Below are 22,924 nucleotides of genomic sequence, written 5' to 3' on the forward strand. Positions count from 1 at the left end.
GGTCAGATCGTGGCGGGAGCGGTTTGTCTGAATGAAACCTTCCCGCTCGCTGCTGTAACAATCCCCGGCGTTCGCCCGGGGATTGCTGTCATTCTTAAGGTGTCGTTCGCGCTGCGCGTCCCTGCCTGCTTCAGCCTGCCTGCCCGGTATTACGCTCAAAGTGACTGTTCACAAAGGCGCGGCAGCGTGGCGAAATGGGATCGAGGAACACCTGTTCCGGCGAACCTGACTCTTCGATGATCCCCTGATGCAGAAACACCGCCTTGTTCGACACGTCACGCGCAAAACCCATCTCATGCGTGACGATAATCATGGTGCGCCCCTCTTCCGCCAGGCCGCGGATCACCCGCAGGACTTCGCCCACCAGCTCCGGATCCAGCGCCGAGGTCGGCTCATCGAACAGAATCGCTTTCGGCTGCTGCGCCAGCGCCCGCGCAATGGCCACACGCTGCTGCTGTCCGCCGGAGAGCTGAGAGGGCCAGGCGTCGCGCTTTGCATACAGCCCGACCTTGTGCAGCAGCGCTTCCGCCTCTTCGACAGCCTCGCGGTGGCTGCGCTTCTGCACATGAACCGGGGCTTCAATAATGTTCTGCATCACGGTTTTATGCGGCCACAGATTAAAGCTCTGAAACACAAAGCCGAGCTGCATGCGCATCAGCTTAATGCGCCGACGCTGCTCCCGGTTCAGTTTTTCATCGGCATTATCCAGCGTGACGCTGACTTCGCCTACCGCTATCTCACCGGCCTGAGGCACTTCAAGAAACGGGATGCAGCGCAACAGCGTACTTTTGCCCGATCCGCTGGCTCCAATCAGCGAAATCACGTCGCCATCCTGGGCAGTCAGACTGATGTCGTGCAGCACTTCGTGTCCCGCATAACTCTTTCTGAGATGGCTCAGCATAATCGTGGGGGCCGTCATGAGCGTGCTCCAAAATAGTAAGGTGACAGGCGTCGTTCCAGCATTGATACGCCTTTGCTGACCAGCATGGTCAGTATCAGGTAGATCACCGCCGCGCTCAGGAATACCTCCAGCGCCCGGAACGTGGAAGAGACGATGGAATCCGCAATGCCGGTCATCTCCATCAGGCTGATGGTGCTGACCAGCGAGGTCGCTTTGATCATAGAGATGATTTCATTGCTGTAAGCCGGAAGCGCCTGACGGATCGCAATCGGCAGGGTGATGCGGGTAAAGATTTTGTACGACGACATGCCCGACACCCTGGCGGCTTCCAGTGACTGCGAGCTGACAGCCCGCAACCCGCCGCGCAGGATCTCCGAGGTATAGGCGGCATCATTGAGGATCAGCGCCAGCAAACCGCACCAGTAAGGATCGCGCAGCAGCGGCCAGAACAGGCTCTCCCGCACCGCCGGTAAACTGCCGAGTCCGTAGTAGACCATAAAGATCTGGATCAGCAACGGCGTGCCGCGAAACAGCCAGACATAAAAGCGGCAGAACAGGCTGCCGACTCGCGTCATGCGCAGCAGATTAAGCAGCAGCGCCAGCACGCCCCCTCCCAGCAGCGACAGCAGCGCCAGGTTGATGGTCAGCGGCAATCCCTTCAGCAGCGCCAGCAGCGTCTGCTGTAAAAAGTTGATATCCACGTGGACTCCCTAGCTTTTCACGCGCTGTTGACCGCGCATCGCAAATTTCTCCACGTAGCGGAACACCATATCGGAGCAGGTGGTGATAATCAGATAGATCACGGCACCTACGCTGTAGAAGAAAAAGGACATCTGGGTCGAGTTGGCCGCCGTTGAGACCTGATTCAGGGTTTCAACCAGTCCGGTCACCGACACCAGCGCCGACTCTTTGATCACCGATTGCCACTGGTTGCCCATACCGGGCAGCGCCGTGCGCAGCGCCTGCGGGACGATGATGCGACGGAACATCATCAGTCGCCCCATCCCGGTGACGGTTGCCGCTTCCAGCGTTCCACCCGGAATAGCGTAAAAGGCCCCCCGGAATACGCCGCTCTGATAGGCACCCGAGATCAGCCCGATGGCAATCGCTCCCGCCACGAAACCGTTCACATCGAACGGCCCCTGCAGGCCCAGCGCGGTGCCGACGGCGGAAACCACCTGGCGTCCGCCGAAGTAGAACAGATAGATCACCAGCAGTTCCGGCACGCCACGAAACAGCGTGATGTAACCGGCTGCCAGCCGCTGCTGCCAGCGCGCACCGGCGATCTGCATCCAGCAGAGGACGCTGCCGAGCAGCGCACCCAGCAGCCAGGCGCAGAGTGAAACGCTGACGGTGACGGCGGCGGCGTTAAGCAGCACGCCGCCCCAGCCCTCGTCCCCAAAACCCAGCATCTGCCAGTCTATGTTCATCAGCATCCGCGGTTACGCTTTTGGCGCGACGTCTTCGCCAAACCATTTGATCGACAGTTTGCTCAGTGTGCCATCTTTGATCATCGACTCCAGCGCCTGATTCAGCACCTGCTGCAGCTCGCTGTTGCCTTTGCGCAGGCCAATCGCCGAGCCCGCGCCCAGTACGCCACCCGAGAAGCCGTAGCCGCTGCTGCTGATCGCATCCGCATGCTTTTTCACAAAGGCGTTGAGGTTGGTGCGGGACGCCATTACCGCGTCAACGCGCCCGTTCATCAGGTCAGCAAAGGTTTCAGGGCCCGCCTGATAGGTCCGGATGGTGGCGACATCGCCGAGGTATTTCTGCAGGAAATCGGCCTGAATGGTGGCGACCTGTACCGCGATGGTTTTGCCTTTGAAGGTGGTTTTCAGATCGTCGATCGCTTTTTTCATGCCCGCATCATCATCGGCCGTGACCACCGTGCCACTGCCTGGCAGCGTGGCCAGCGGGCTGTTTTTAGCGGTAACAAAGCTGGAGACGCTGACGGTGTACTGATGGGTGAAGTCAATCGCCTCAGCCCGTTTCGGTGTCACGGTCACCGCATCAACCACCGCGTCATATTTGCCGTCGATCAGGCCCGGGATCATGCCTGACCATTTCTGGGCAATGATTTCATATTTAAAGCCTGCCCGCTTAGCCAGCTCCGCCACCATATCGGGCTCATAGCCGACGATTTTTCCGCTCGGGGTGGTCTGATTAAACGGCGGATAAGCCGCTTCGGTAGCAAATTTCAGGGTGCCAAAATCTTTTGCCTGGCTGAATGCAGACGTGGCAAGCAGGGCCACGGTCAGAGAAGCCGTGAACAGACGGTTACGCATCATCATAAAACCTCATTTATTATTCGGAGAGTAAATCAATGGCAAGGCGGGTCAGCGCCTGCGTCCCGGCGGCAATACTGCGTTCATCCGGCTGATAGTCGGAGTTATGCAGGTGATCGTCACGGCCCGGGGTTGCCGAACCGATATGGATCTGACATCCCGGTACCCGTTCCGTAAACAGTGAAAAATCTTCGGCACCAAAGCTGGCGCTCGGCTGAGCGATGATGGCTTTACCGAATTGATGAGACAAAATCTCTTCCAGAGCGTCAATCAGGCGATCGTTATTCATCAGGGGCGGAACACCCCGCTGGAAATTCACCTCAACCCGCACATTCTGCGCCAGCGCCACGCCTTCGCACATCCGTTTAAACGAGGCTTCCATCGCAGCACGCACCTCGGGAGATTTGGTCCGGATGGTGCCCTGAAACAGACAGCTGTCAGGAATGATGTTGTGGGTGGTGCCGCCCTCAATGTGTCCGATGGTTAACACGGCAGAGTGCGCCGGATCGCGTTCACGCGAAATGATGCTCTGTAACTGGCTGATGAGATGCACGGTGGCGATGATCGGATCGGTGCCCATGTGCGGACGCGCCGCGTGGGTCGAAACGCCCTGCACCGTAACATCAAACTCGTCACTGGAGGCGGTGCTGGCGCCGCGGGTCAGCGCAATCTCACCCGCGGTCAGTTCAGGCTTGTTATGCAGGGTTATCGCCCAGTCGACGCCGTCTGCCGCGCCATCGGCGATCATCGCTGCGGCACCGCTCTCAGGCGTCTCTTCTGCGGGCTGGAAGATCAGCCGGACGCGGCCTTTCAGTTGCTGTCGATAGTGCGGCAGGAGTGTGGCCACACCCAGCATCGTCGCGGTGTGAATATCGTGACCACAGGCGTGCATCCTGCCGGGATAGCGGCTGGCAAACGGCAGACCCGTCTGCTCATGGATGGGCAGCGCATCCATGTCGGCGCGCAACAGCAGCGTCTTTCCAGGCTCTGCGCCCACAATATCCACAACAACGCCGCTGCGGCCGACGCCGGTTTGCGGGTCCAGCCCCTGAGCCCGCAGGTAGTCGGTCACCACCTGGGCAGTGCGCAGCGTATCAAATCCTAATTCCGGATGCGCATGGATATCACGGCGAATCGCAACCAACTGCGATTCAAGTTCATTGACTCTGGCTTTTATTTCCCCGGCCAGTCGTGCTTTTTCCTGATTCATAGCCGCCCCGGCAATAGCAGGCCGGCATGCCTATGCCGGTCCTTATTTTTATTTCATCCTGATACAGGATGGTGATGACCGTTTATTTATTCACAGCACGTGACAGAAAGCAACGCGTAATGCGCCTTCAGGAATTAATATAAATCAATAAGATAGAACTATTTATTGGAAAGCCGTATGAGAGAGTCATGGATAAGTAATAATATTAATAATCCACTTCGCAACATTACTTTCCCTGATATTAATTTATCCGTTCCGGCTTATCCGGATGCCGCATAAAAAAGAGTGAGAGTATTTCCGCTAATTTCTCCGGCTGTTCGTCGGGAATAAAGTGGCCACAGTTGAGAATATTTTCACTGTAAACCGGCTGCGCCACCGCGCGTAACGGTGTGGCCATATCCGGTATCGACCCCTGATCGGCACTGACTGCCAGCAGCGGTATCTCCAGTTTCCCTTTTTGCGCGCGCTGGCGATTCTGCTCTGCAGAGCGCTCAAACGAACGGTAGAAAGCGAGTCCGGCGCGCAGCGCGCCGGGCTGCTGGAAGATGCGCAGATATTCACGACGCGCCGCCGCATTAATATGATGCGGATTCGCGGCCTTACGGTTAAAAAACCACTCCAGGTAGATCGCCTCTCTGCCCGCAATCAGCGCTTCCGGCAGATCGTTCAGGCCATGAAAGGCGAAGTGCCAGATTTTAGCGGCGTTTTCACCCGTGACAGGGAGTGAATCCGGCAGGGTAACACCGGGTATGCCGCCATCCAGCAGTGCAAGAGCGCTCACCCTTTCCCTGAAGCCCGCCGCCAGCGCCCACGCGACCCAGGCACCAATATCATGCCCGACCAGATGAAAGCGCTGGATGCCCAGCTGATCCAGCAGCGCCACGATATGCTGCGCCACGCTGTCAGTGTCATACCCATCGGGCGGGAAGTCTGAATCCCCCTGGCCAGGCAGGTCAGGTGCAATCACCTGAAAACGGCTCGCCAGACGAGGGATCACCTCCCGCCAGGCGAAGCTGCTCTGCGGAAAACCGGCGAGCAGCACCACGGTTTCTGCCTGCGCATGGCCTGCGCTAAGGTAGTGCAGCCGCTGTGAATCTGTTCGGACAAAATGGTGCTGATAGGGAGCAAAAGCGTGCATAAAACCTCCTGATAATAAGGAAACGATCATTTCCTTAATGAGCAAAAAAATTCAGTCGACGATTTTCAGCGCCAGCGGAATGATGCTGGCATCGGGCCGGGTGGCCGCTACTTTGCCCGCCACCCGTATGCCCAGCACCAGGCAGAGCAGCAGTGAGGCAGTGGCGTCACACTCCAGTGACGGGTTGACTGAGCCATCCTGCTGACCCAGATGGATGAGCTGCTGCAGATTTTGCTGATTACGCAGCAGGGCGGCGCTGACCGCGTCAGCCAGTTCCTCATCCAGGGTGTGCAGCTCAACGGCACTGACCGCGACCAGACAGCCGCGTTCACCTTCAACGTCGCGCACGGAATCGACATAAAAACGCAGCAGCGCCGCCAGCTTCTCCCGGCCCGTTTCACATTCAGCCAGCCGCGCGGCCAGACTGCTGTTGCGCAGTGAGAGATAGCGGGCAAAGACGGTTGCAAACAGCGTGCGCTTGTCGGTAAAGGCCTTATAGATGCTGCCGGTGGTCAGCTGCATCGCCTGCCCGAGATCGCCGACTGATGTCGCGTGATACCCCTTCTGCCGGAACAGCAGCATCGCCCTGTCCAGTGCGGCATCCGTATCGAATGCCCGGGGTCGTCCCCGCTCGTGATGGGGGTTGTTATTCATCGTCGATTCCATTAGGAAATGATCATTTCCTTTAAGATAGCCGTTTTAACCTGGCGGGCAAAGCTTTTTTAACACCCTTTCTCATCCGCCTGTGGAGGGCCTCTCACCCCTGACCTGACGCAAAGCAGTCAGGCTGACGCCTCATCTATACTGCTGCTTCTGTTAGCTGAAGGAGCCCCATCATGGGACTACGCTGGTTCACTCCCGGGTCACCGCTGGCACGCGTGCTGTTTATGCTTGCCTGCCTGACCCTTATTCTGACAGGCCTCTATCTGGCCGCTCCGCTCATCAACCAGGTTCTGCTGGCGATGCTGCTGGCTATCATGCTTGACCCGTTGATTACCCGGCTGGATAAAAAGCGCATCCCCCGCATCGTCTCGTCACTGCTGGTGATCAGCCTGATGCTGTTTATCATGGTCATCACTACCCTGAAACTCTCGGTGCTGACACCGGATTTGATGCAGCTCAGTCGTCAGGCGCCGGTGCTGCTGGCCGCCCGACTGGATCAGCTGACGCTGGCCTTTGCCCGGCTGGATATTGCGGTCACCCCCGACAGATTACTGGCCTTTGTGGATGCGGGAGCGATAGTACGTATCGTCACCGCCTTTCTGACGCAGATCCCGGGCGTGATCTCCTGGTGGATTATGGTGTTCCTGATGCTGCTGTTTATGCTCTATGAGATGCCGCTGCTGAAAAATGCGCTGCAACGGCGTATGCAGGGAAAACAGCGGGCCTTTTATCTGGCGTTACATGAGGGGATTCAGAGCGTCATTGTTTATGCCCGGGTGAAAACCCTGACCAGCATTCTGGGTGGGGTGATCGTGGGCGCCGGCGCACATCTGATCGGGCTGAAGTTTGCCTTTTTCTGGGGCGTGCTGATGTTCATTTTTAACTATGTGCCGGTGCTGGGTTCGTTTCTGGCGGCCATTCCGCCCGTGATCCAGAGCTATCTCCTGTTCGATCTGCAGGTCGCGCTGGCGGTAGCCCTCTTCTTTGTGGTGCTGAATCTCTGTCTGAGTTCGGTGATTGAACCGCTGCTGATTGGCAAGCGACTGAATCTGGCGCTGACCACGCAGCTGCTGGCCTTTCTGTTCTGGCAGTCGCTGCTGGGGATTACCGGCGGGATACTGGCCATTCCGTTGACCTTTCTGATCAAAAAAGTCCTGCTGGCGAGTTATCCCCGGCAGGACCCGATTTCTGAGTTAACTGAGTGACGGCGTTTTCACCCGCCAGCCGCGGGTGAGACGTTTTTCAATCTCTACCACGGCAAAGATGGCGATGCCGACCAGCAGCGAAATCAGCCAGTAGTTAATCGGCAGCGGGCGGGTACCAAACAGCGTGTTCATCAGGGGCACATAAATGATGATCGCCTGCAGGATAATCAGCACCAGCGTGACGAGCCAGAGGCCCCGGTTTTTCAGCAGACCGCGATCCAGCGAGAAGCCATCGGTGTTACGGCAGTTCAGCATATAGACCCACTGCGCCGTTACCAGCATCTGCAGCAGCACGGTGCGGATAAACTCCGGGGTATAGCCGCGCGGCTGCAGCCAGGCTTCCAGCACAAAGGCACTGACCGCGATCAGCAGGCTGACAAAGACCACGCGCCAGATAGCGTAGACATCCATAACGTGGGCCTTAACATTGCGCGGTGGCCGGCGCATCACGTTAGCTTCGGCAGGCTCAAACGCCAGACCAAATGACAGCGTGGCCGAGGTCGCCATGTTCATCCACAGAATCTGAACCGGCGTTAACGGCAGCAGATTGCCCATCAGAATCGCAATGATGATCAGCAGCCCCTGTGCCATACAGGTTGGCATGACAAACAGAATGGTCTTTTTCAGGTTGTCATAAACCCGACGCCCTTCTTTGATCGCCGCCGCGATGGTAGCGAAGTTATCGTCAGCCAGAATCATATCGGCCGCCTCTTTGGTGACCTCCGTGCCTTTGATGCCCATCGCAATGCCCACGTTAGCCTGTTTCAGGGCCGGGGCATCGTTCACGCCGTCACCGGTCATCCCGACGATCTCCCCACTCGCCTCCAGCGCTTTTACCAGACGCAGCTTATGTTCCGGGCTGGTGCGGGCAAAAATGTCATAGGTTTTCGCGGCTGTGGCCAGTTCGGCGTCGCTCATATGCTCCAGCTCATAACCGGTGATGGCGGCCTGGCTGTTACCTATCCCCAGCATCTGACCAATCGCCATCGCCGTTTCCTGATGGTCGCCGGTGATCATTTTGACGCGGATGCCTGCTTTCTGGCACTCATCAATGGCCGCAATGGCTTCCGGACGTGGCGGGTCCATCATGCAGGCCAGCCCCAGCAGAACCATCTCACTTTTCAGATCGGCGTGATCCAGCGACGTCACGGGACCGGCGGTTTTCTTCCAGGCGGCAGCGACGGTGCGCAGCCCTTCGCTGGCGTAGGTGGTGATGGCCGCATCCCAGTATGCCCGATCAATCGGTTCCGGGCCGTCCGGGGTCTGCTGCTGCTGGCACAGCGTCAGCAGGACATCTGGCGCACCGGTCAGCAGCACCCAGGATTCGCCATTAACCACACAGCTGACGGACATATATTTGTAGAGGGAATCAAACGGCAGTTTACTGACCACTTCCACCGGCTGCGGGGTCGTCAGGCCTTTAGCCGCCAGCACCTTGAGCGCCCCTTCGGTCGGGCCACCGACGATGGTCCAGTGTCCCTGACTGTCCTGACGCAGCTGGCTCTCGTTACAGATATCGACCGCCTGCAGGAACTGCTGGAACAGGGGGTCCTGCGCCGCATTCACACTGCCCTGCTCCGCCACGATCTCCCCTTTGGGTTCATAGCTGTTGCCGCTGACGCGCCAGCGGCTCTTCGCTAGCACCACCGCTTTCACGGTCATCTCATTCATGGTCAGCGTGCCGGTTTTATCGGAGCAGATCACGGACATCGCGCCCAGCGTTTCCACGGTCGGCAATTTCCGGATAATCGCATTAGATCGCGCCATCGACTGGACGCCCAGCGACAGGATGATGGAGATAATGGCGGGCAGACCTTCCGGCACGGTAGCAACGGCGAGGCTGATCACGGAGAGCAGCAGTTCGCCCAGCGGGATATCCCGCAGCAGATAGCCAAAGATAAACAGCACCACCATCATCGCCAGGATGATGAGAAAAATTGCCTTACCAAGTTTATCGATCTGCACCAGCAGCGGGGTTTTCGCCTCTCTGATGCCGCTGATCATCGCGTTGATATGGCCCAGTTCGGTGTCGCCGCCGCTGGCAATGACCACGCCTGATGCGGTACCGGAACTGACGGTGGTGCCGGAGAAGGCCAGATTCAGTCGGTCGCCCAGCGATTTTTCGCCGCTGAGCGTATCGCTGTTTTTTGAGACCACGGTCGATTCGCCGGTGAGAATGGCTTCTTCAACCCGCAGATTATTCACTTCATACAGTCTCAGGTCGGCCGGAATTTTATCGCCGGGCCGCAGCATGACCACGTCACCCACCACGATATCGCGCGTCGGCACCGTGACCTGTTTGCCATCCCGAATCAGCATCGCTTCGCTGGCGAGCATATTCTGGATGCTTTTGAGGGACTTCTCAGCATTGTTCTCCTGAACAAAGCCGATGAGGGCGTTAATCACGGCCACGCCAATAATGACAAAGGTATCCACCCAGTGCCCCATCATCGCGGTGATCACCGCCGCCGCCAGCAGGATATAGATCAGCACATCTTTAAAATGGGCGATGAATTTGAGCAGCGCAGAGTGGTCAGCCTTTTGCGGCAGCGCGTTCGGGCCCTGCTTCCGCAGACGTTCCTGCGCTTCGGCAGTCGATAATCCGGCGGGCGAGCTTTTCAGATCAGAAAATATCTCTGTCACACTGCGCTGATACCAGGGGCGCTCAGATAAAGCTGATGCTTTATCCTGCTTATCATTATTTAGCATATATAAACCTCGTGCCATTTAGCGATGAATTAAAGGCGCAATTAAAGGCACGCATTTTGCGGGAAGCCGTGCCCGCCGGTTATGACCGATATCATATTTAGGTAAGAAACGTCCGATGGATAACATAAACGGGCAAAATTAAATCTGACTTATATTATGAGAATGACAAGATGCTTTTCGTTTAACTACGGTTTAAGTCATCTGAGGCAGTGTGCTTCGGCTTATATTCAGCCTTGAAAAAGGAAACGCTGATGAAAAAACAGAGCATTATCATGCTTTGCGGTTTCGTTATTTTCGCGGTCACCGCCACGACGCTGACAGGTCTCCTGACCTGGCTGGTGGTGAGGCAGCTGGCGGCATAAAACGGATTCACAAACCTGTTGCCGTTGCGGCAGACGCAGACAACGAATATTAAAACTTATTTTATCCCGGTTGCGAAAAGCATCAGGGCGAATTACGCCTTCGTGTTTATCGTGCCGCCGTGAAATATCTGCAGCTAAGGCGAAGACAATGATTAAACGCAAAGTTATCTCTGTTTTTCTCTGCTGTTTTTTTATGACAGCGTGCGATGAAAAAAAAGAACCGGAAGCGCCGCCGCCCCGCGTCGTTAAAGTTTTTACGATTGAATCGGACATGGCGCAAAATATCCGGATCTTTCCTGCGCGTATTCAGGCCGGAGATAATACCGATCTCGCCTTTAAACGGCCGGGCCAGTTAATTCAGCTCGATATCCGGGATGGCACCGCGGTGAAAGCGGGACAGGTTCTTGCCAGCCTGAACGATGCTGATGCGAAGCTGCGGGTGCGGGACCGGCAGACGGCGCTGCAACTGGCAGAGCGGCAGTTTCAGCGTTTCCGCACGCTGGAGCAGCGCAGCGCCGTGTCGAAGTCAGAGATGGACGTGCAGCGAGCGAACCGCGACACCGCCGCGACGGCCCTGAAAATCGCGCAGGAAGAGCTGCAGTTTCTTACACTGCGCGCGCCGTTCGACGGGGTGATAGCAAAAGTGGAGGCGCGAAATCATCAGGTGGTGGCCGCCGGGCAACCCATTGCGCTGCTGACGCGATCCGATCTGCTGGACGTTATCTTTACCGTGCCGGAAACCCTCTTCTCCGCGCTGGACGTTCAGAACCTTCACTATCAGCCCGAAGTGCAGTTTCACGCTCTGCCGGGTCGCATTTTTACCGCGCAGTACAAAGAGCACACCAGCCAGACCAACGCCGCGACGCTGACCTGGCAGGTGGTGCTGACCATGCCGCGTCCGGCCGATCTTCCGGGCGTCAGCGGCCTCAGCGGCTCGGTTCGCGTCAGGCTGCATAATCTGCCGACTGCCGCCGCCCAGCCGCGGCTGGTGGTGCCGGTGGCCGCCGTGTTCAATCCGGACCGCAGCCCGACGAATCAACCGCACGTCTGGCTGGTCGACGAAGCGGGCGACGGCTTACGCGTCACTGACAGGCCGGTCACCACGGGCCGCCTCACCGCTCAGGGCATTGAGATCCTGAGCGGGCTGAAGCCGGGCGACCGTATTGTCGCCGCCGGTGTGGGGGAGCTGCGCCAGGGTGAAGCGGTGCGCATCTGGCAACGTGAGCGGGGGTTATAATGGGGATTCAGGCGCATTTTCTTGATAAGCCCGTCCGCATCTGGCTGGTTATTCTGCTGCTGGGCGTGGGCGGTCTCTATGCTCTGCTGAACATCGGCCGGCTCGAAGATCCGCTGTTTACCATTAAGTCGGCGGTGATTGTCACCCACTATCCCGGCGCATCCGCGCAGCAGGTGGAGGAGGAAGTGACGCTGCCGCTGGAAAATGCGCTGCAACGCCTGCCATATCTGGACAACGTCACCTCCATTTCAGGCAACGGCCTGTCGCAGATTACCGTAAATATTCACCCCCGCTATCTGGCCGATCAGCTGCCGCAAATCTGGGATGAGCTGCGCCGCCGGGTCGGCGATGCGGCCCGGCAGTTTCCCCCTGGCGTGCAGGCACCGCTGGTTAACGACGACTTTGGCGACGTCTATGGCTACTTCTTCGTCATCCACGGCAAAGATTTTACCAACAGTGAGCTGCGCAACTATGCCGATCAGCTGCGCCGCGATCTGGTGCGGGTGCCCGGTGTGGCGAAAGTGGCGGTGGCAGGCGTTGAGCAGGAGGAGATCCGCATCGCGCTCTCCACCAGCAAAATGACCGCTTACGGCATAACGCCGCAGCGCGTGGCGGACCTGCTGAGCCGCAACAATGGCGTTGCCAGTGCCGGTGCGCTGCGGGTTGAGAGCGAGTCGATCCGCTTTCATCCCACCGGCGAGCTGGTGACGCCTGACGATCTGGCTGATCTGCCCCTTCTGCCCGCCGGCAGTCCGCAGAATCTCCATCTGCGTGATATCGCGACCCTGACACGCGGCGTGACCGATAATCCGGCCAACCTCTACTTTGCTGACGGGGAAGCGGCGCTGGCAATTGGCGTTTCGTTTGCGCCAGGCGTTAATGTGATCGACGTCGGCAATGCCCTCACCGCGAAGCTGGAGCAGGATCAGCAGGACACCCCCGTGGGGATCAGCCTGAAGGTTTTCTATAACCAGGCGCATGAAGTCAGGCAGTCGGTCGACGGCTTTATCCTCAACTTTCTGATGGCGCTGGCCATCGTGGTGGGCACGCTGCTGCTGTTTATGGGCCTGCGTAGCGGCATGGTGATTGCCGCCTCGCTGGCGCTTAACGTGCTCGGTACGCTTCTGATCATGTTTCTTTTTAACCTGGAGCTACAGCGGGTGTCGCTGGGTGCGCTGATTATTTCACTCAGCATGCTGGTGGATAACGCCATCGTGGTGGTGGAAGGGATAAAGATCGATCATCAGCGCGGCCGCCCTCTGCAACAGGCCATTGCCCGCATGGTGCGTCGCAGTGCCCTGCCGCTGCTGGGTGCCACGGTCATCGCGATTCTTGCCTTTGCGCCGATTGGACTGTCGCAGGATTCCACCGGTGAATATTGCAAATCGCTGTTTCAGGTGCTGCTGATCTCCCTGATGCTGAGCTGGATAACTGCGCTGACCCTGACCCCGGTCTTTATCCACTGGAGTGAACGGCGACGGGGTGCGATTCAGCCTGAGCAGAACGCCGCCTCAGCGCCTTACCAGGGAGTGGTTTTCCGGCTCTATCGTCAGGTGCTGGGTGGTCTGCTGCGTTTTCGCCTGACGACGCTGACGGTGATGGTGGCACTGTTAGCCCTGTCGCTGTATGGCTTTACCCAGGTAAAGCAGAACTTCTTTCCTTCCTCCGGCACACCGATCTTTTTTACCGATCTCTGGCTGCCCTACGGCACTGATATTCACTACACCGCCGGGACGGCAGCGGACATTGCGCGCTTCATCAATCAGCAACCGGGTGTCGCGGCGACGGTGACAACGGTCGGTCAGGGCGCGCTGCGCTTTACGCTTACCTATGACGCCGCACGTCAGTACAGCAACTTCGCCCAGATTATGGTGCGGGTGAAGGATGGCAGGCAGATGGAGGCGCTGTCGCTGAAAACCGAGAGGTTTATCCAGCAGAACTATCCGCAGGTCAGGCCACGCATTAAGCGCATTCAGTTTGGCAGCGCCAGCGACAGCGCGATTGCACTGCGGGTTATCGGTCCCGATCCTGAAGTCCTGCGTCATATCGGCAGCCAGCTGGATGCGATTTTCCTGGCTGATGGCTCAGCCTTCCCGCTACGTAACGACTGGCAGGAGCGCAGCAAGGTGCTCCGCCCGCTCTATTCGGTGCTGCGCGGGCAGGAGCTGGGCATCGATAAGCGGGATATTGACCAGGCGCTGAGGATGAATTTCAGCGGTGACGCCGTCGGCCTTTTCCGTGACGGTTCGCGGTTGATGCCGGTGATGCTCTACCCCGCCGATGAGGAGCGGCAGAGCGTCGATCATATTGAGAATATCCAGCTCTGGAGCAGCGCTCTCCAGCACTTTGTGCCGATGAGCAATGTGATCGCTGACTTCCGGCTGGAGTGGGAAAATCCGCTGATTATGCGTCGTGACCGGACGCGCGTGCTGACCGTTCAGACCGATCCCGAGCCGGCTTCGGGGCTGACCGCAGCCCAGGTGGTGGCCCGGGTCCGGCCGCAGATCGATCAGCTCAGACTGCCCGCAGGCTACCGGCTGGAATGGGGTGGCGAGCTGGAGAGCTCACGTGAAGCGCAGAGCGGCCTGCTCAGCTCGCTGCCGGTGGGCTTTCTGGCGATGTTCATCATTACCGTGCTGATGTTCAACTCGCTGCGCGACGCCGTGGCTATCTGGATTACGGTGCCGCTGGCTTTGATTGGCGTGACCTGTGGCTTTCTTCTCACCGGCATTCCGTTTGGCTTTATGGCGCTGATTGGCCTGCTGAGTCTGTCGGGTATGCTGATCCGCAACGGAATTGTGCTGATTGAAGAGATCCGGCTGTTCCGGCAGGAGAAACCCTTGCAGCAGGCGATAACTGATGCGGCGACGTCACGCCTGCGCCCTATCCTGCTGACCGCCTTCACCACGGTACTGGGTCTGCTGCCGCTGCTGCGCGACGTTTTTTTCCAGAGCATGGCGGTGGTGATTATCTTCGGCCTGGGATTCGCCACCGTGCTGACGCTGCTGGTGCTGCCGGTACTCTATCGCTGCTTCCATGGTCGGGAGCAGGAGGCGCAGGGTGAATAAGAGCGGGCTGGCGATGCTGAAGACGCTGGCCTGCATCGCGGCGGTGTCGTTTTTTACGCTTTATCAGAGTTACGATCGTTACTACTACGATGTCAGCCTGACGCTCAACGTGCTGAGCTTCGTCTCCACCATCGCCACGCCGCTCTATTTTCTGCTCAGCGGCTATATGGATGCGGGTGAGCAGCCTACCCCTGCGTGGCAGCTCGGCAGGATTCGCCGCATTCTGCTGATCTTTCTCTTCTGGTTCAGCTTTTTCTGGCTTGCCGGGATGCATCACAAGGGGTATCTGATTCAGCCGTGGTTTGTGATCGCGCTGATTGTGATTTATGCGTCGCATCCCCTGATCGACCGGCTGGTACGGCGGCCGGGCGTGATGGCGTCACTCATTTTTCTGCTGCTGATTTTCGCGTTTACCTATGACCTGCTTGCCAGTCTCTCACCGGAGAGGCGCTTTTTATCGCTGCCGCCGCAGTATCGCATCTGGACATGGGTGCTCTACTACCTGTCGGGCCGGCTGATGGCCGCGCCCGCCGTCATGCCCTTTTTCACCTCACCGCGGGTGATAAAAACCAGCCTGCTGCTGCTGCCTGCGGTCTACCTGTTTACCTGGCTCTACGAGCGGTACTACTTTATTGCGCGCTTCCTGGCGACCAGCAACGAGGTGCTGCTGACCGGTTCACAGGTTTATCTGCTGGTGGTGCTGATCGTCATCAGCGTCAACGCCATCCGGCTGCCGGCGCGCGCCCGGTGGGTGACGCCGCTGCTGACCACGCTGGGAAAGACCATGACGGGTGTTTACATCCTGCACTATCTGATTTTTGGACTGCTGGCCGCAGCGATCCGCATCGAGACGCTGGGCGATAAGCTGCTGGTTATCGCCCTGACCCTGATATTCAGCATGACATTGTCACTGCTGCTGCTGCGTATCCCCGGCGTGCGCAAACTGATCAGCCTGTAGCCGCGCTGCTGCCGCTTCGGTGGCCGCACGGCGCGTGGCGATAAACGTCACCATCTTCGTCCGGGCTGCTTCGACTTCCTGAGGGGGAGCACTCTGCGGAGAACCGCTGTTATAGGGCGGCGCGGGATCGTATTCCATCTGCAGCTGAATCGCTCTGGCTGTCGCGTCATCTGCAATCTCCGCCACCAGCGTCAGGGCAAAATCGATGCCGGAGGTCACGCCTGCCCCGGTGATGCGATTGCGGTCCCGAACCACCCGCTCACTCACCGGCTGCGCACCCAGCAGAGCCAGCTGATCCAGGGAACCCCAGTGTGAGGTGGCCCGGTAACCCTGTAACAATCCGGCGGCCCCCAGCACCAGCGAACCGGTGCAGACCGAGGTGACCCATTGCGCCTCACCGGCTCGCTGCCGGAGGAAGTCCAGCGTTTCCGTGTCCGACATCAACGCAATCTGGCCCGGCCCGCCGGGCACGAAAATCACATCCAGTGGCGGGCAGGCTTCAAAGGTGGTGGTCGGTACAATCGCCAGGCCACGATCGGATCGCACCGGCTGAGTATCCTTCCAGATCAGATGGCACGCCACGCCGGGCGTGCGCGCAAAGACTTCCCAGGGACCGGTCAGATCAAGCTGGGTGAGTTCGGGTAACAGCAGCAGACCTATCTGTAACGCACGAGGCATAGAAAACTTCCTGTCAGGAGGTAAAGGATCATCATGCCGTGATCCCAGATCCGAATACAACGCCCCGCCCCTTTTTTCGGTCTGAGGAGTCCCGCGTCGTCAGGGCACACCGAGAAACCGCAGCAGCGCCGTCATCGCCGCCGCTCCGAGAATAATCATAATCAGCGGTGCCCGACGCCAGGCCAGCAGCAGGGCAAAGCCGACTCCGGCTACCCGGGCCACCCCGGCAAAATGGTGACCTTCAAACAGCGTCGTGGTCGCCGCCACCGCCAGCAGCAGAATGGTCGCAGCATCGGAGAGCATCTGCTGTGAGCGCTCACTGATAGGAAGACGGTTGCCCAGCCTGACACCGGCAAACCGCATCAGCCAGGTGCCGGCGGCCAGCAGGGCGATGCCTGCGATGAGGGTTCCCTGATGCGTCATTTTCGCGATCTCCATGTCAGCAGGCCCAGCAGCGAAAACAGCACCGGCATGCCTGCCGGTACCAGCGGCGTCGCCACCAGTGACAGCAGCGCGCCAACGGTGGCGGGGATCCGGGTGCGTCGCTGCCGCAGCGCCGGGAAGATCAGAGCGATAAGAATCGCCGGAAACACCGCATCCAGCCCGATGACCGAGATATCGGGGATGAACTGACCAATCATCGCCCCGGTCATCACGGTGATCGGCCAGATCAGCCCGATACCGATGCCGCACAGCCAGAATGCGCAGCGCCGCTGAGCCAGCTGCGGCTGAGAGATGCCAAAGACCACGCTTTCATCGTTCATGATGTGACAGCCAAACCAGCCCCGTGGTCCCTGACCCACCAGATCCTTGACGGCGATGCCAAACGGCAGGTGACGCGCGTTCACCAGCAGGCCCGCCGCGGCGGCGGTAAAGGGACTGCCTCCGCCGGCTACGATGCCGATGAACAGAAATTCTGACGCCCCCGCCAGCACCAGCGTTGAGAGGGCCAGCGGCACCCAGAGCGGGAATCCGTCGGCAGACGCCAGCGAGCCATAGGATAAACCGACAATACCGTCAGCGACGCAGACAAGAAAGATCGCTTTGATCACCCCCTTGTCCAGAACCTGCATGTGCGGAAAAAGCATCACTCCCTCTCATAATGAACATATAATCCGATATAATGAACACGTTATAATCGATTTACAAGTCGAACGTTTCGTTCGATATAAAAAACAGTGCATCTGTCAGGAGTGCAAGTGAATACCCCTATCAGCATTATCGCCAGTGCATTAGTGCGGGAACGTCAGCGGGCAGGCCTGTCGCTGGCCGAAGTGGCACGCCGTGCCGGGATTGCCAAATCGACCCTGTCACAGCTGGAGGCCGGTGTGGGCAATCCCGGCATCGAAACGTTGTGGTCACTCTGCGTGACGCTGAACATCCCCTTTTCGCGCCTGATGGAGCCGGACACCCGTCAGCTGCAGGTGATCCGCCGTGGAGAAGGCCTGTCGGTGACCGCTGAGCTGGCCGATTATCAGGCCATTTTACTGGCTTCCTGTCCTCCCGGTGCCCGGCGTGATATCTACCTGCTGGAGGTTCAGCCTGGCAGCGAGCGCGTTTCACATCCGCATAATCCCAATACGGTCGAGCATATTATTATTGCCCGCGGCCGGGCGCTGGTCGGGCCGGTCGATACGGCGGTCGAACTGAACGTCGGGGATTACATTACCTATCCGGGTGACGAACCTCATCTTTTCCGCGCACTGGAAGCGGATACGCTGGCGATGATGATTATTGAGAATCACTGATCACCCTCCGGTCAGGAGAGGCTGACTCTGTTCGGGCGTCAGGTGGGTAATCAGCTGCACCTGACACGCCAGCGTGATGGCCGGATAGTGCTCACGCATCCCCGCCAGCAGCACCGCATCCGGCCACTCTGCCTCCTTTCCCAGTGCGGCGGCGACATCGGATAACCGCAGGGTATCTATCCGCGTCACCCACACCACCACCGAGTCCGCCGCATTCTGCTGATTGACCAGCCTCAGCGGACCGGTGACGATCTCGCCCTCCTGCCAGCGCACCGTCGAGGTTTTTTCGCCACGCCTGACTTCAGGCATCAGACGCGGAACGAGCGTGAGTTGTTGCATGACGTCTCCTTTTTTTGCGTCCCGGTTGAAAACAGCGCCATAAATGCTATGTTATAACATATCAATTGGTCACTCATTACAGGTAATACTATGCCACTTTCCACCCTGACATCAGAAGATCTGCGTCTCCCCGTTGCGGTTCTCTCCGGCTTTCTCGGTGCCGGTAAAACCACCCTGCTTAACCATATTCTCAACAACCGGGAAGGACGCCGCATCGCGGTCATCGTCAATGATATGTCTGAAGTGAATATTGACGCGGCCCTGGTGCGTAACGGCGGTGCGCAGCTGTCGCGCACCGATGAAAAACTGGTTGAAATGAGTAACGGCTGCATCTGCTGCACGCTGCGTGAAGATCTGCTGGTAGAGGTAAAAAGGCTGGCTCAGGCGGGACGTTTTGACCATCTGGTGATTGAATCCACCGGTATTTCGGAGCCGCTGCCCGTGGCGGAAACCTTTACGTTTGAGGATGAAGAGGGTGAAAGCCTCTCCGCCTATGCCCGGCTGGACAGTATGATCACCGTAGTGGATGGCTTTAACTTCCTGCGCGACTACCGTTCGGTGGACGATCTGCAGTCGCGCGGCGAGTCGCTGGGCGCGCAGGATGAGCGCGCGGTGGTGGATTTGCTGGTGGATCAGATCGAGTTCTGTGATCTGCTGGTGCTGAACAAAACGGATCTGCTCAGCCCGGCGGAGCTGCATCAGCTGCAGGGCATGCTGCGGGCCCTCAATCCCCATGCCCGCATCGTAAACAGCGAATTCGGGCAGGTTCCGCTGGCGACGCTGCTCAGCACCGGCCGGTTCGATTTCGACCGGGCCGCGCAGGCTCCCGGCTGGCTGCAGACGCTGCGCGGTGAGCATCAGCCGGAATCAGAAGAGTACGGTATTCGCAGTTTTGCCTGGCGTGCCCGTCGTCCTTTTCATCCCGCGCGCTTCTGGCAGGTGGTCAATCACCAGCTGGAGGGCGTGATCCGCTCTAAAGGGTATTTCTGGCTCGCCAGCCGGCCGGGTTATGCGGCGCTCTGGTCACAGGCGGGCGCGGTAGCGCGCCAGGGTTACGCCGGACGCTGGTGGGCCAGCGTGCCACGATCCGACTGGCCGCAGGATGCGGACACCCTTAACTTCATCGCTGAACAGTGGCAGGAAGGCGTCGGGGATGCACGTCAGGAGCTGGTCTTTATCGGTATTGAGATGGACGAGGCACATATACGGGACGCGCTGGAACAGGCGCTGCTGACCCCTGAGGAGATGGCGATGGGACCGGAGCAGTGGGTCACCCTGCCCGATCCGGTGCCCGCCTGGTTTGATGAGGTGACGGCCTGACAGGAGAGTTGACGGCACTTCCGGGCTCCGTAATAGTGAACTGACCCGGCGGGCGACCCTCGCCCGCCGATCTTCATTCCGGGGAAGCCAACTATGCCACAACGTATTGCCGTTATCGGTGCCGGCGTGCTGGGTTTAGCCGTTGCGCAGTCACTCTCCCGCCGCGGCGCGCAGGTGACGGTCTTTGATAAAAACCTTCCCGGCTGCGGCACCAGCCAGATCAGCTATGCCTGGGTTAACGCTAACGGCAAAGATCCCGCCCGTTACCATGAGCTTAATGCCGCTGCGATTGACGAACACAAGCGCTGGCAGGCTGCACACCCGTCATCGCCACAGTGGCTGCTGGAAACCGGTACGCTGGAGTGGGCGAGCGATGAAGCCACTCAGCGTCAGCTGGAGCAGCGAGCCGCGAAACTCTCCGCCCTGCGCTATCCCGCCGAAACCCGCGATCGTGCCGCGCTGCTGAGCGCACTGCCGGAGCTTCGACTCGATCCCCGTATTCAGCAGGGATGGTATTTCCCTTCGGAATGCCTGCTCTATCCGAGCCTGTTTATCGCCTCTCTGATAGCCGACCTGCGGGCCAGTGGTGGCCAGCTGGTCTGCAACAATGAGGTGACCACGCTGACCGAATCAGACCGCGATATTCAGCTGACCCTGGCCAGCGGTGAAACCTGGCAGGGGGATCAGCTGGTGCTGGCCTCCGGCCGCTGGGCTCCGGAACTGATGAGCCAGTGCGGGCTGCAACTGGCGATGACCGATGCGAACCGGGCCGATCCTGTTGCCTGCAGTTTTCTGGCACAGACGCAGCCGTTACCCGTCTCGCTCAACTGCAATCTGATTACACCGGAACTTAATGTACGGCCGGATGGCGCGGGTCGTCTGATGCTGCAGGCACTGGATCTGGATCAGCACGCCGATCCGGCCCGTCCGGCTTCTCCTGATGGGCTGATTGGAAAAGAGATGCTGCGACGCCTGCAGCGGCTTTTCAGGCAGTGCGAAGGCGCGAGGATTGAGCGGATAGATACGGGACAGCGGTCGCGGCCGTCCGATGGACTGCCTGCGCTGGGGTATATCAGTGATGCTTCACGTGTCTACCTGATGGTCAGCCATAGCGGGATGACCCTTGCCCCGTTGCTGGGCAGGCTGGTGGCAGAGGCGATGCTGAGCGGAACAGCTTCACCGATGCTGAGTGCTTTTGCTCCGCATCGGCTGCTGCGTCCGCTCAGTGCGGGTTCCAGACCCGCACCTGCCTATCTTCCGGCTGCACAGTAACGCTTAGCGGCGATTCTTCCACACGGTCTGGACGTTACAGAACTCATGTACGCCGAAATGTGACAGTTCACGGCCGTAGCCGCTTTTTTTCACGCCGCCGATGGTGACACGCGGATCGGATGCGCCGTTGCCATTCACAAAGACGGCCCCGACTTCCAGCTGCAGCGCCAGCTGATCGGCGATCGCTTCGTTACCGCTCCAGACGGTGGCGCTGAGGCCAAAGTCGCTGTCGTTGGCGATCTCCAGTGCATGTTGTGGATCGCGTGCGACCGCAATGGCGGCGACGGGGCCGAACAGCTCCTCTCTGAAAGCGGTCATGGCAGGCGTAACATCGGCAAGAATAGTCGGAGCATAATAATTCCCCTCCCCTGCTACCTTCTCGCCGCCCAGTACCAGACGGGCGCCTTCACGCAGTGTCGCCTTAACCTGACCATCCAGTTCATCACGCAGATCGGCGCGTGCCATCGGGCCCAGGAACGTCTTTTCGTCCAGGGGATCGCCCATGGTCAGGGCCTGCACGGCTGCGGTGAAGCGTTTTTCAAAGGCTTCTGCGATTGGCGCTTCCACAATAAAGCGCTTGGCAGCCATACAGACCTGTCCGGTGTTCTGGAAACGTCCGATGACGGCTGATTTCACGGCTTCATCAAGATCGGCGTCTGCCAGTACGATGAAGGGATCGGATCCGCCCAGTTCCAGCACGGTCTTTTTCAGTGCTGCGCCCGCCTGTGCGGCAATAGCGGCACCTGCCCGTACGCTGCCGGTCACCGCAACAGCGGCAATCCGGTCATCCCTGATGGCGACGGAGACCCCATCATTGTCGACGTTAATCAGGTTAAAGCCACCAGCTGGCAGATCGGTTGCTTCAAAGAGTTCCGCCATCAGCGTGGCGCTTCCCATGACGTTTGGCGCGTGTTTCAGCAGGTAGGTGTTCCCGGCCAGCAGCATGCTTACTGCACCGCGCAGAACCTGCCACAGCGGGAAATTCCACGGCATCACCGCCAGGATGACGCCCAGAGGGCGAAACCGCTGCCAGGCATCAGCAACCTGCGTCGGCTGATCGGCCAGCATAGCCGGGCCATGTTCAGCATACCAGTCGCATAGGTTCGCGCATTTCAGAACCTCTGCGCGCGCCTGAGCAATCGGTTTGCCCATCTCCAGGGTAATGGTACGGGAGAGATCGTTTTCCCGCAGTCGGATCTGTTCGCCCAGCTGACGCAGGACACGAACGCGATCGTCCATGCTGCTGCGCTGCCACAGGGCAAAGGCAGAGGCGCTTTTTGTCAGTGCCTGTTCAAGTTCTGCAGGGCTCTGAAGAGGATAACGAGCCAGAATTTCGCCGGTTGCCGGATTGCGTGAGAGTACATGTTCAGTCATGGTGCCCTTTCCTTATTCTTTCAGTGATGAAAAGACGATACGCGCTGAAGTTGATGATGAAAAATGAATAATAGTGAGGAAGTTGTTTATTTTTCGAGAATGCAGGTGGCAGGATTGCTGCGAACTGGCTTCCGGCGCGAGATGTGCAGAGAGACGTGATGCAGCCTGAACGCTTCTGAAGCATAAGCGAATGAGGAAGTTATCCACTTATACAGTGACCCGATCCTAAAAAACGATCCTTAATAGATCATATAGAGATCCTAAGAGATCCCCGATCGTCGCAGGCCGCACCCACCAAGGGCTGAAAGGGTGATCGCGTTCACTATAATCAGTAAAGTGTTCACTGTAATCAGTACTTTATTCACTGTACCAGGTAGCATGTTCACTGTAAACAGTGCTAATGTTCACTGTAGTCAGAAAACGATCCCTTTCATCCACAGAATGAAGATCCTACGCC

21 protein-coding genes are annotated in these 22,924 nt (G+C 58.6%); 7 read left to right on the top strand and 14 right to left on the bottom strand.

Annotation, left to right across the window (positions count from 1 at the left end):
* Window positions 1–130: 130 nt before the first annotated feature.
* From OXR04_RS14675 to OXR04_RS14705, 7 genes are all read right to left on the bottom strand, one after another.
* Window positions 131–919 (bottom strand): ATP-binding cassette domain-containing protein, encoded by a 789-nt coding sequence (locus OXR04_RS14675; protein WP_058957239.1) that lies wholly within the window; start codon window positions 917–919, stop codon window positions 131–133.
* On the bottom strand, window positions 916–1,602 hold the full coding sequence (locus OXR04_RS14680) for an ABC transporter permease subunit (protein WP_046102848.1): 687 nt from the start codon (window positions 1,600–1,602) through the stop codon (window positions 916–918). The genes OXR04_RS14675 and OXR04_RS14680 overlap by 4 nt, the downstream gene beginning before the upstream one ends.
* Window positions 1,603–1,611: 9 nt before the next feature.
* Window positions 1,612–2,337, bottom strand: coding sequence for an ABC transporter permease subunit (locus OXR04_RS14685; protein ID WP_267371248.1), 726 nt, complete (start codon window positions 2,335–2,337; stop codon window positions 1,612–1,614).
* Window positions 2,338–2,343: 6 nt separating this feature from the next.
* Window positions 2,344–3,192: a transporter substrate-binding domain-containing protein gene (locus OXR04_RS14690; RefSeq protein ID WP_009092726.1), complete on the bottom strand. Its 849-nt coding sequence runs from the start codon at window positions 3,190–3,192 to the stop codon at window positions 2,344–2,346.
* Window positions 3,193–3,205: 13 nt separating this feature from the next.
* On the bottom strand, window positions 3,206–4,396 hold the full coding sequence (locus OXR04_RS14695) for a M20 family metallopeptidase (RefSeq protein WP_267371252.1): 1,191 nt from the start codon (window positions 4,394–4,396) through the stop codon (window positions 3,206–3,208).
* 241 nt (window positions 4,397–4,637) lie between these two features.
* Entirely contained in the window at window positions 4,638–5,534 is an 897-nt protein-coding gene (locus OXR04_RS14700) for an alpha/beta hydrolase (protein WP_267371254.1), read from the bottom strand.
* 51 nt (window positions 5,535–5,585) lie between these two features.
* On the bottom strand, window positions 5,586–6,200 hold the full coding sequence (locus tag OXR04_RS14705; protein ID WP_140029274.1) for a TetR/AcrR family transcriptional regulator: 615 nt from the start codon (window positions 6,198–6,200) through the stop codon (window positions 5,586–5,588).
* 170 nt (window positions 6,201–6,370) lie between these two features.
* Between OXR04_RS14705 and OXR04_RS14710 the strand changes: the two genes are divergently transcribed.
* The gene (locus tag OXR04_RS14710; protein ID WP_267371256.1) at window positions 6,371–7,402 is read left to right on the top strand and encodes an AI-2E family transporter; all 1,032 of its coding nucleotides are present in this window, start codon (window positions 6,371–6,373) and stop codon (window positions 7,400–7,402) included.
* Here the strand turns inward: OXR04_RS14710 and OXR04_RS14715 are convergent.
* Together OXR04_RS14715 and OXR04_RS14720 are read right to left on the bottom strand one after the other, a co-directional pair.
* On the bottom strand, window positions 7,391–10,111 hold the full coding sequence (locus OXR04_RS14715; RefSeq protein WP_267371258.1) for a cation-transporting P-type ATPase: 2,721 nt from the start codon (window positions 10,109–10,111) through the stop codon (window positions 7,391–7,393). The genes OXR04_RS14710 and OXR04_RS14715 overlap by 12 nt on opposite strands.
* A 227-nt stretch (window positions 10,112–10,338) precedes the next feature.
* Window positions 10,339–10,746, bottom strand: a complete 408-nt coding sequence (locus OXR04_RS14720) for a hypothetical protein (RefSeq protein WP_267371325.1) — start codon at window positions 10,744–10,746, stop codon at window positions 10,339–10,341.
* On the opposite strand from OXR04_RS14720, the gene OXR04_RS14725 reads away from it, so the two are divergent.
* From OXR04_RS14725 to OXR04_RS14735, 3 genes are read left to right on the top strand one after another with little or no spacing between them, the layout of a single operon-like run.
* Window positions 10,667–11,710: an efflux RND transporter periplasmic adaptor subunit gene (locus tag OXR04_RS14725; RefSeq protein WP_267371261.1), complete on the top strand. Its 1,044-nt coding sequence runs from the start codon at window positions 10,667–10,669 to the stop codon at window positions 11,708–11,710. The two genes, OXR04_RS14720 and OXR04_RS14725, sit on opposite strands and share 80 nt — an antisense overlap.
* Window positions 11,710–14,778: an efflux RND transporter permease subunit gene (locus tag OXR04_RS14730; RefSeq protein WP_267371265.1), complete on the top strand. Its 3,069-nt coding sequence runs from the start codon at window positions 11,710–11,712 to the stop codon at window positions 14,776–14,778. The genes OXR04_RS14725 and OXR04_RS14730 overlap by 1 nt, the downstream gene beginning before the upstream one ends.
* A complete protein-coding gene (locus OXR04_RS14735) occupies window positions 14,771–15,736 on the top strand; it encodes an acyltransferase family protein (RefSeq protein ID WP_267371268.1) in 966 nt (321 codons plus the stop codon). The genes OXR04_RS14730 and OXR04_RS14735 overlap by 8 nt, the downstream gene beginning before the upstream one ends.
* Here the strand turns inward: OXR04_RS14735 and OXR04_RS14740 are convergent.
* The 3 genes from OXR04_RS14740 to OXR04_RS14750 all read right to left on the bottom strand — a co-directional run bounded on the left by OXR04_RS14740 (window position 15,686) and on the right by OXR04_RS14750 (window position 17,502).
* The gene (locus OXR04_RS14740; RefSeq protein ID WP_267371271.1) at window positions 15,686–16,414 is read right to left on the bottom strand and encodes a DJ-1/PfpI family protein; all 729 of its coding nucleotides are present in this window, start codon (window positions 16,412–16,414) and stop codon (window positions 15,686–15,688) included. The two genes, OXR04_RS14735 and OXR04_RS14740, sit on opposite strands and share 51 nt — an antisense overlap.
* 99 nt (window positions 16,415–16,513) lie before the next feature.
* Window positions 16,514–16,837 (bottom strand): AzlD domain-containing protein, encoded by a 324-nt coding sequence (locus OXR04_RS14745; protein WP_058957249.1) that lies wholly within the window; start codon window positions 16,835–16,837, stop codon window positions 16,514–16,516.
* Window positions 16,834–17,502 (bottom strand): AzlC family ABC transporter permease, encoded by a 669-nt coding sequence (locus OXR04_RS14750; protein ID WP_181161934.1) that lies wholly within the window; start codon window positions 17,500–17,502, stop codon window positions 16,834–16,836. Before OXR04_RS14750 ends, OXR04_RS14745 begins: the two co-directional genes overlap by 4 nt.
* Before the next feature lie 111 nt (window positions 17,503–17,613).
* Between OXR04_RS14750 and OXR04_RS14755 the strand changes: the two genes are divergently transcribed.
* Window positions 17,614–18,162, top strand: coding sequence for an XRE family transcriptional regulator (locus tag OXR04_RS14755; RefSeq protein ID WP_046102838.1), 549 nt, complete (start codon window positions 17,614–17,616; stop codon window positions 18,160–18,162).
* Here OXR04_RS14755 and OXR04_RS14760 read toward each other — a convergent pair whose 3' ends face one another.
* On the bottom strand, window positions 18,163–18,501 hold the full coding sequence (locus tag OXR04_RS14760; protein WP_111207213.1) for a hypothetical protein: 339 nt from the start codon (window positions 18,499–18,501) through the stop codon (window positions 18,163–18,165).
* 90 nt (window positions 18,502–18,591) lie between these two features.
* Between OXR04_RS14760 and zigA the strand changes: the two genes are divergently transcribed.
* Both zigA and OXR04_RS14770 read left to right on the top strand, forming a co-directional pair.
* A complete protein-coding gene (gene zigA, locus OXR04_RS14765; protein WP_267371277.1) occupies window positions 18,592–19,821 on the top strand; it encodes a zinc metallochaperone GTPase ZigA in 1,230 nt (409 codons plus the stop codon).
* A 93-nt stretch (window positions 19,822–19,914) separates the two neighbouring features.
* Window positions 19,915–21,093, top strand: a complete 1,179-nt coding sequence (locus OXR04_RS14770) for an FAD-binding oxidoreductase (protein ID WP_267371279.1) — start codon at window positions 19,915–19,917, stop codon at window positions 21,091–21,093.
* A 3-nt stretch (window positions 21,094–21,096) separates the two neighbouring features.
* Here OXR04_RS14770 and OXR04_RS14775 read toward each other — a convergent pair whose 3' ends face one another.
* Window positions 21,097–22,467, bottom strand: coding sequence for an aldehyde dehydrogenase family protein (locus OXR04_RS14775; protein WP_009092743.1), 1,371 nt, complete (start codon window positions 22,465–22,467; stop codon window positions 21,097–21,099).
* Between the last annotated feature and the right edge of the window lie 457 nt (window positions 22,468–22,924).

This window comes from Pantoea sp. GM_Pan_3, from assembly GCF_026541045.1.
Classification (GTDB): Bacteria; Pseudomonadota; Gammaproteobacteria; order Enterobacterales; family Enterobacteriaceae; genus Pantoea; species Pantoea anthophila.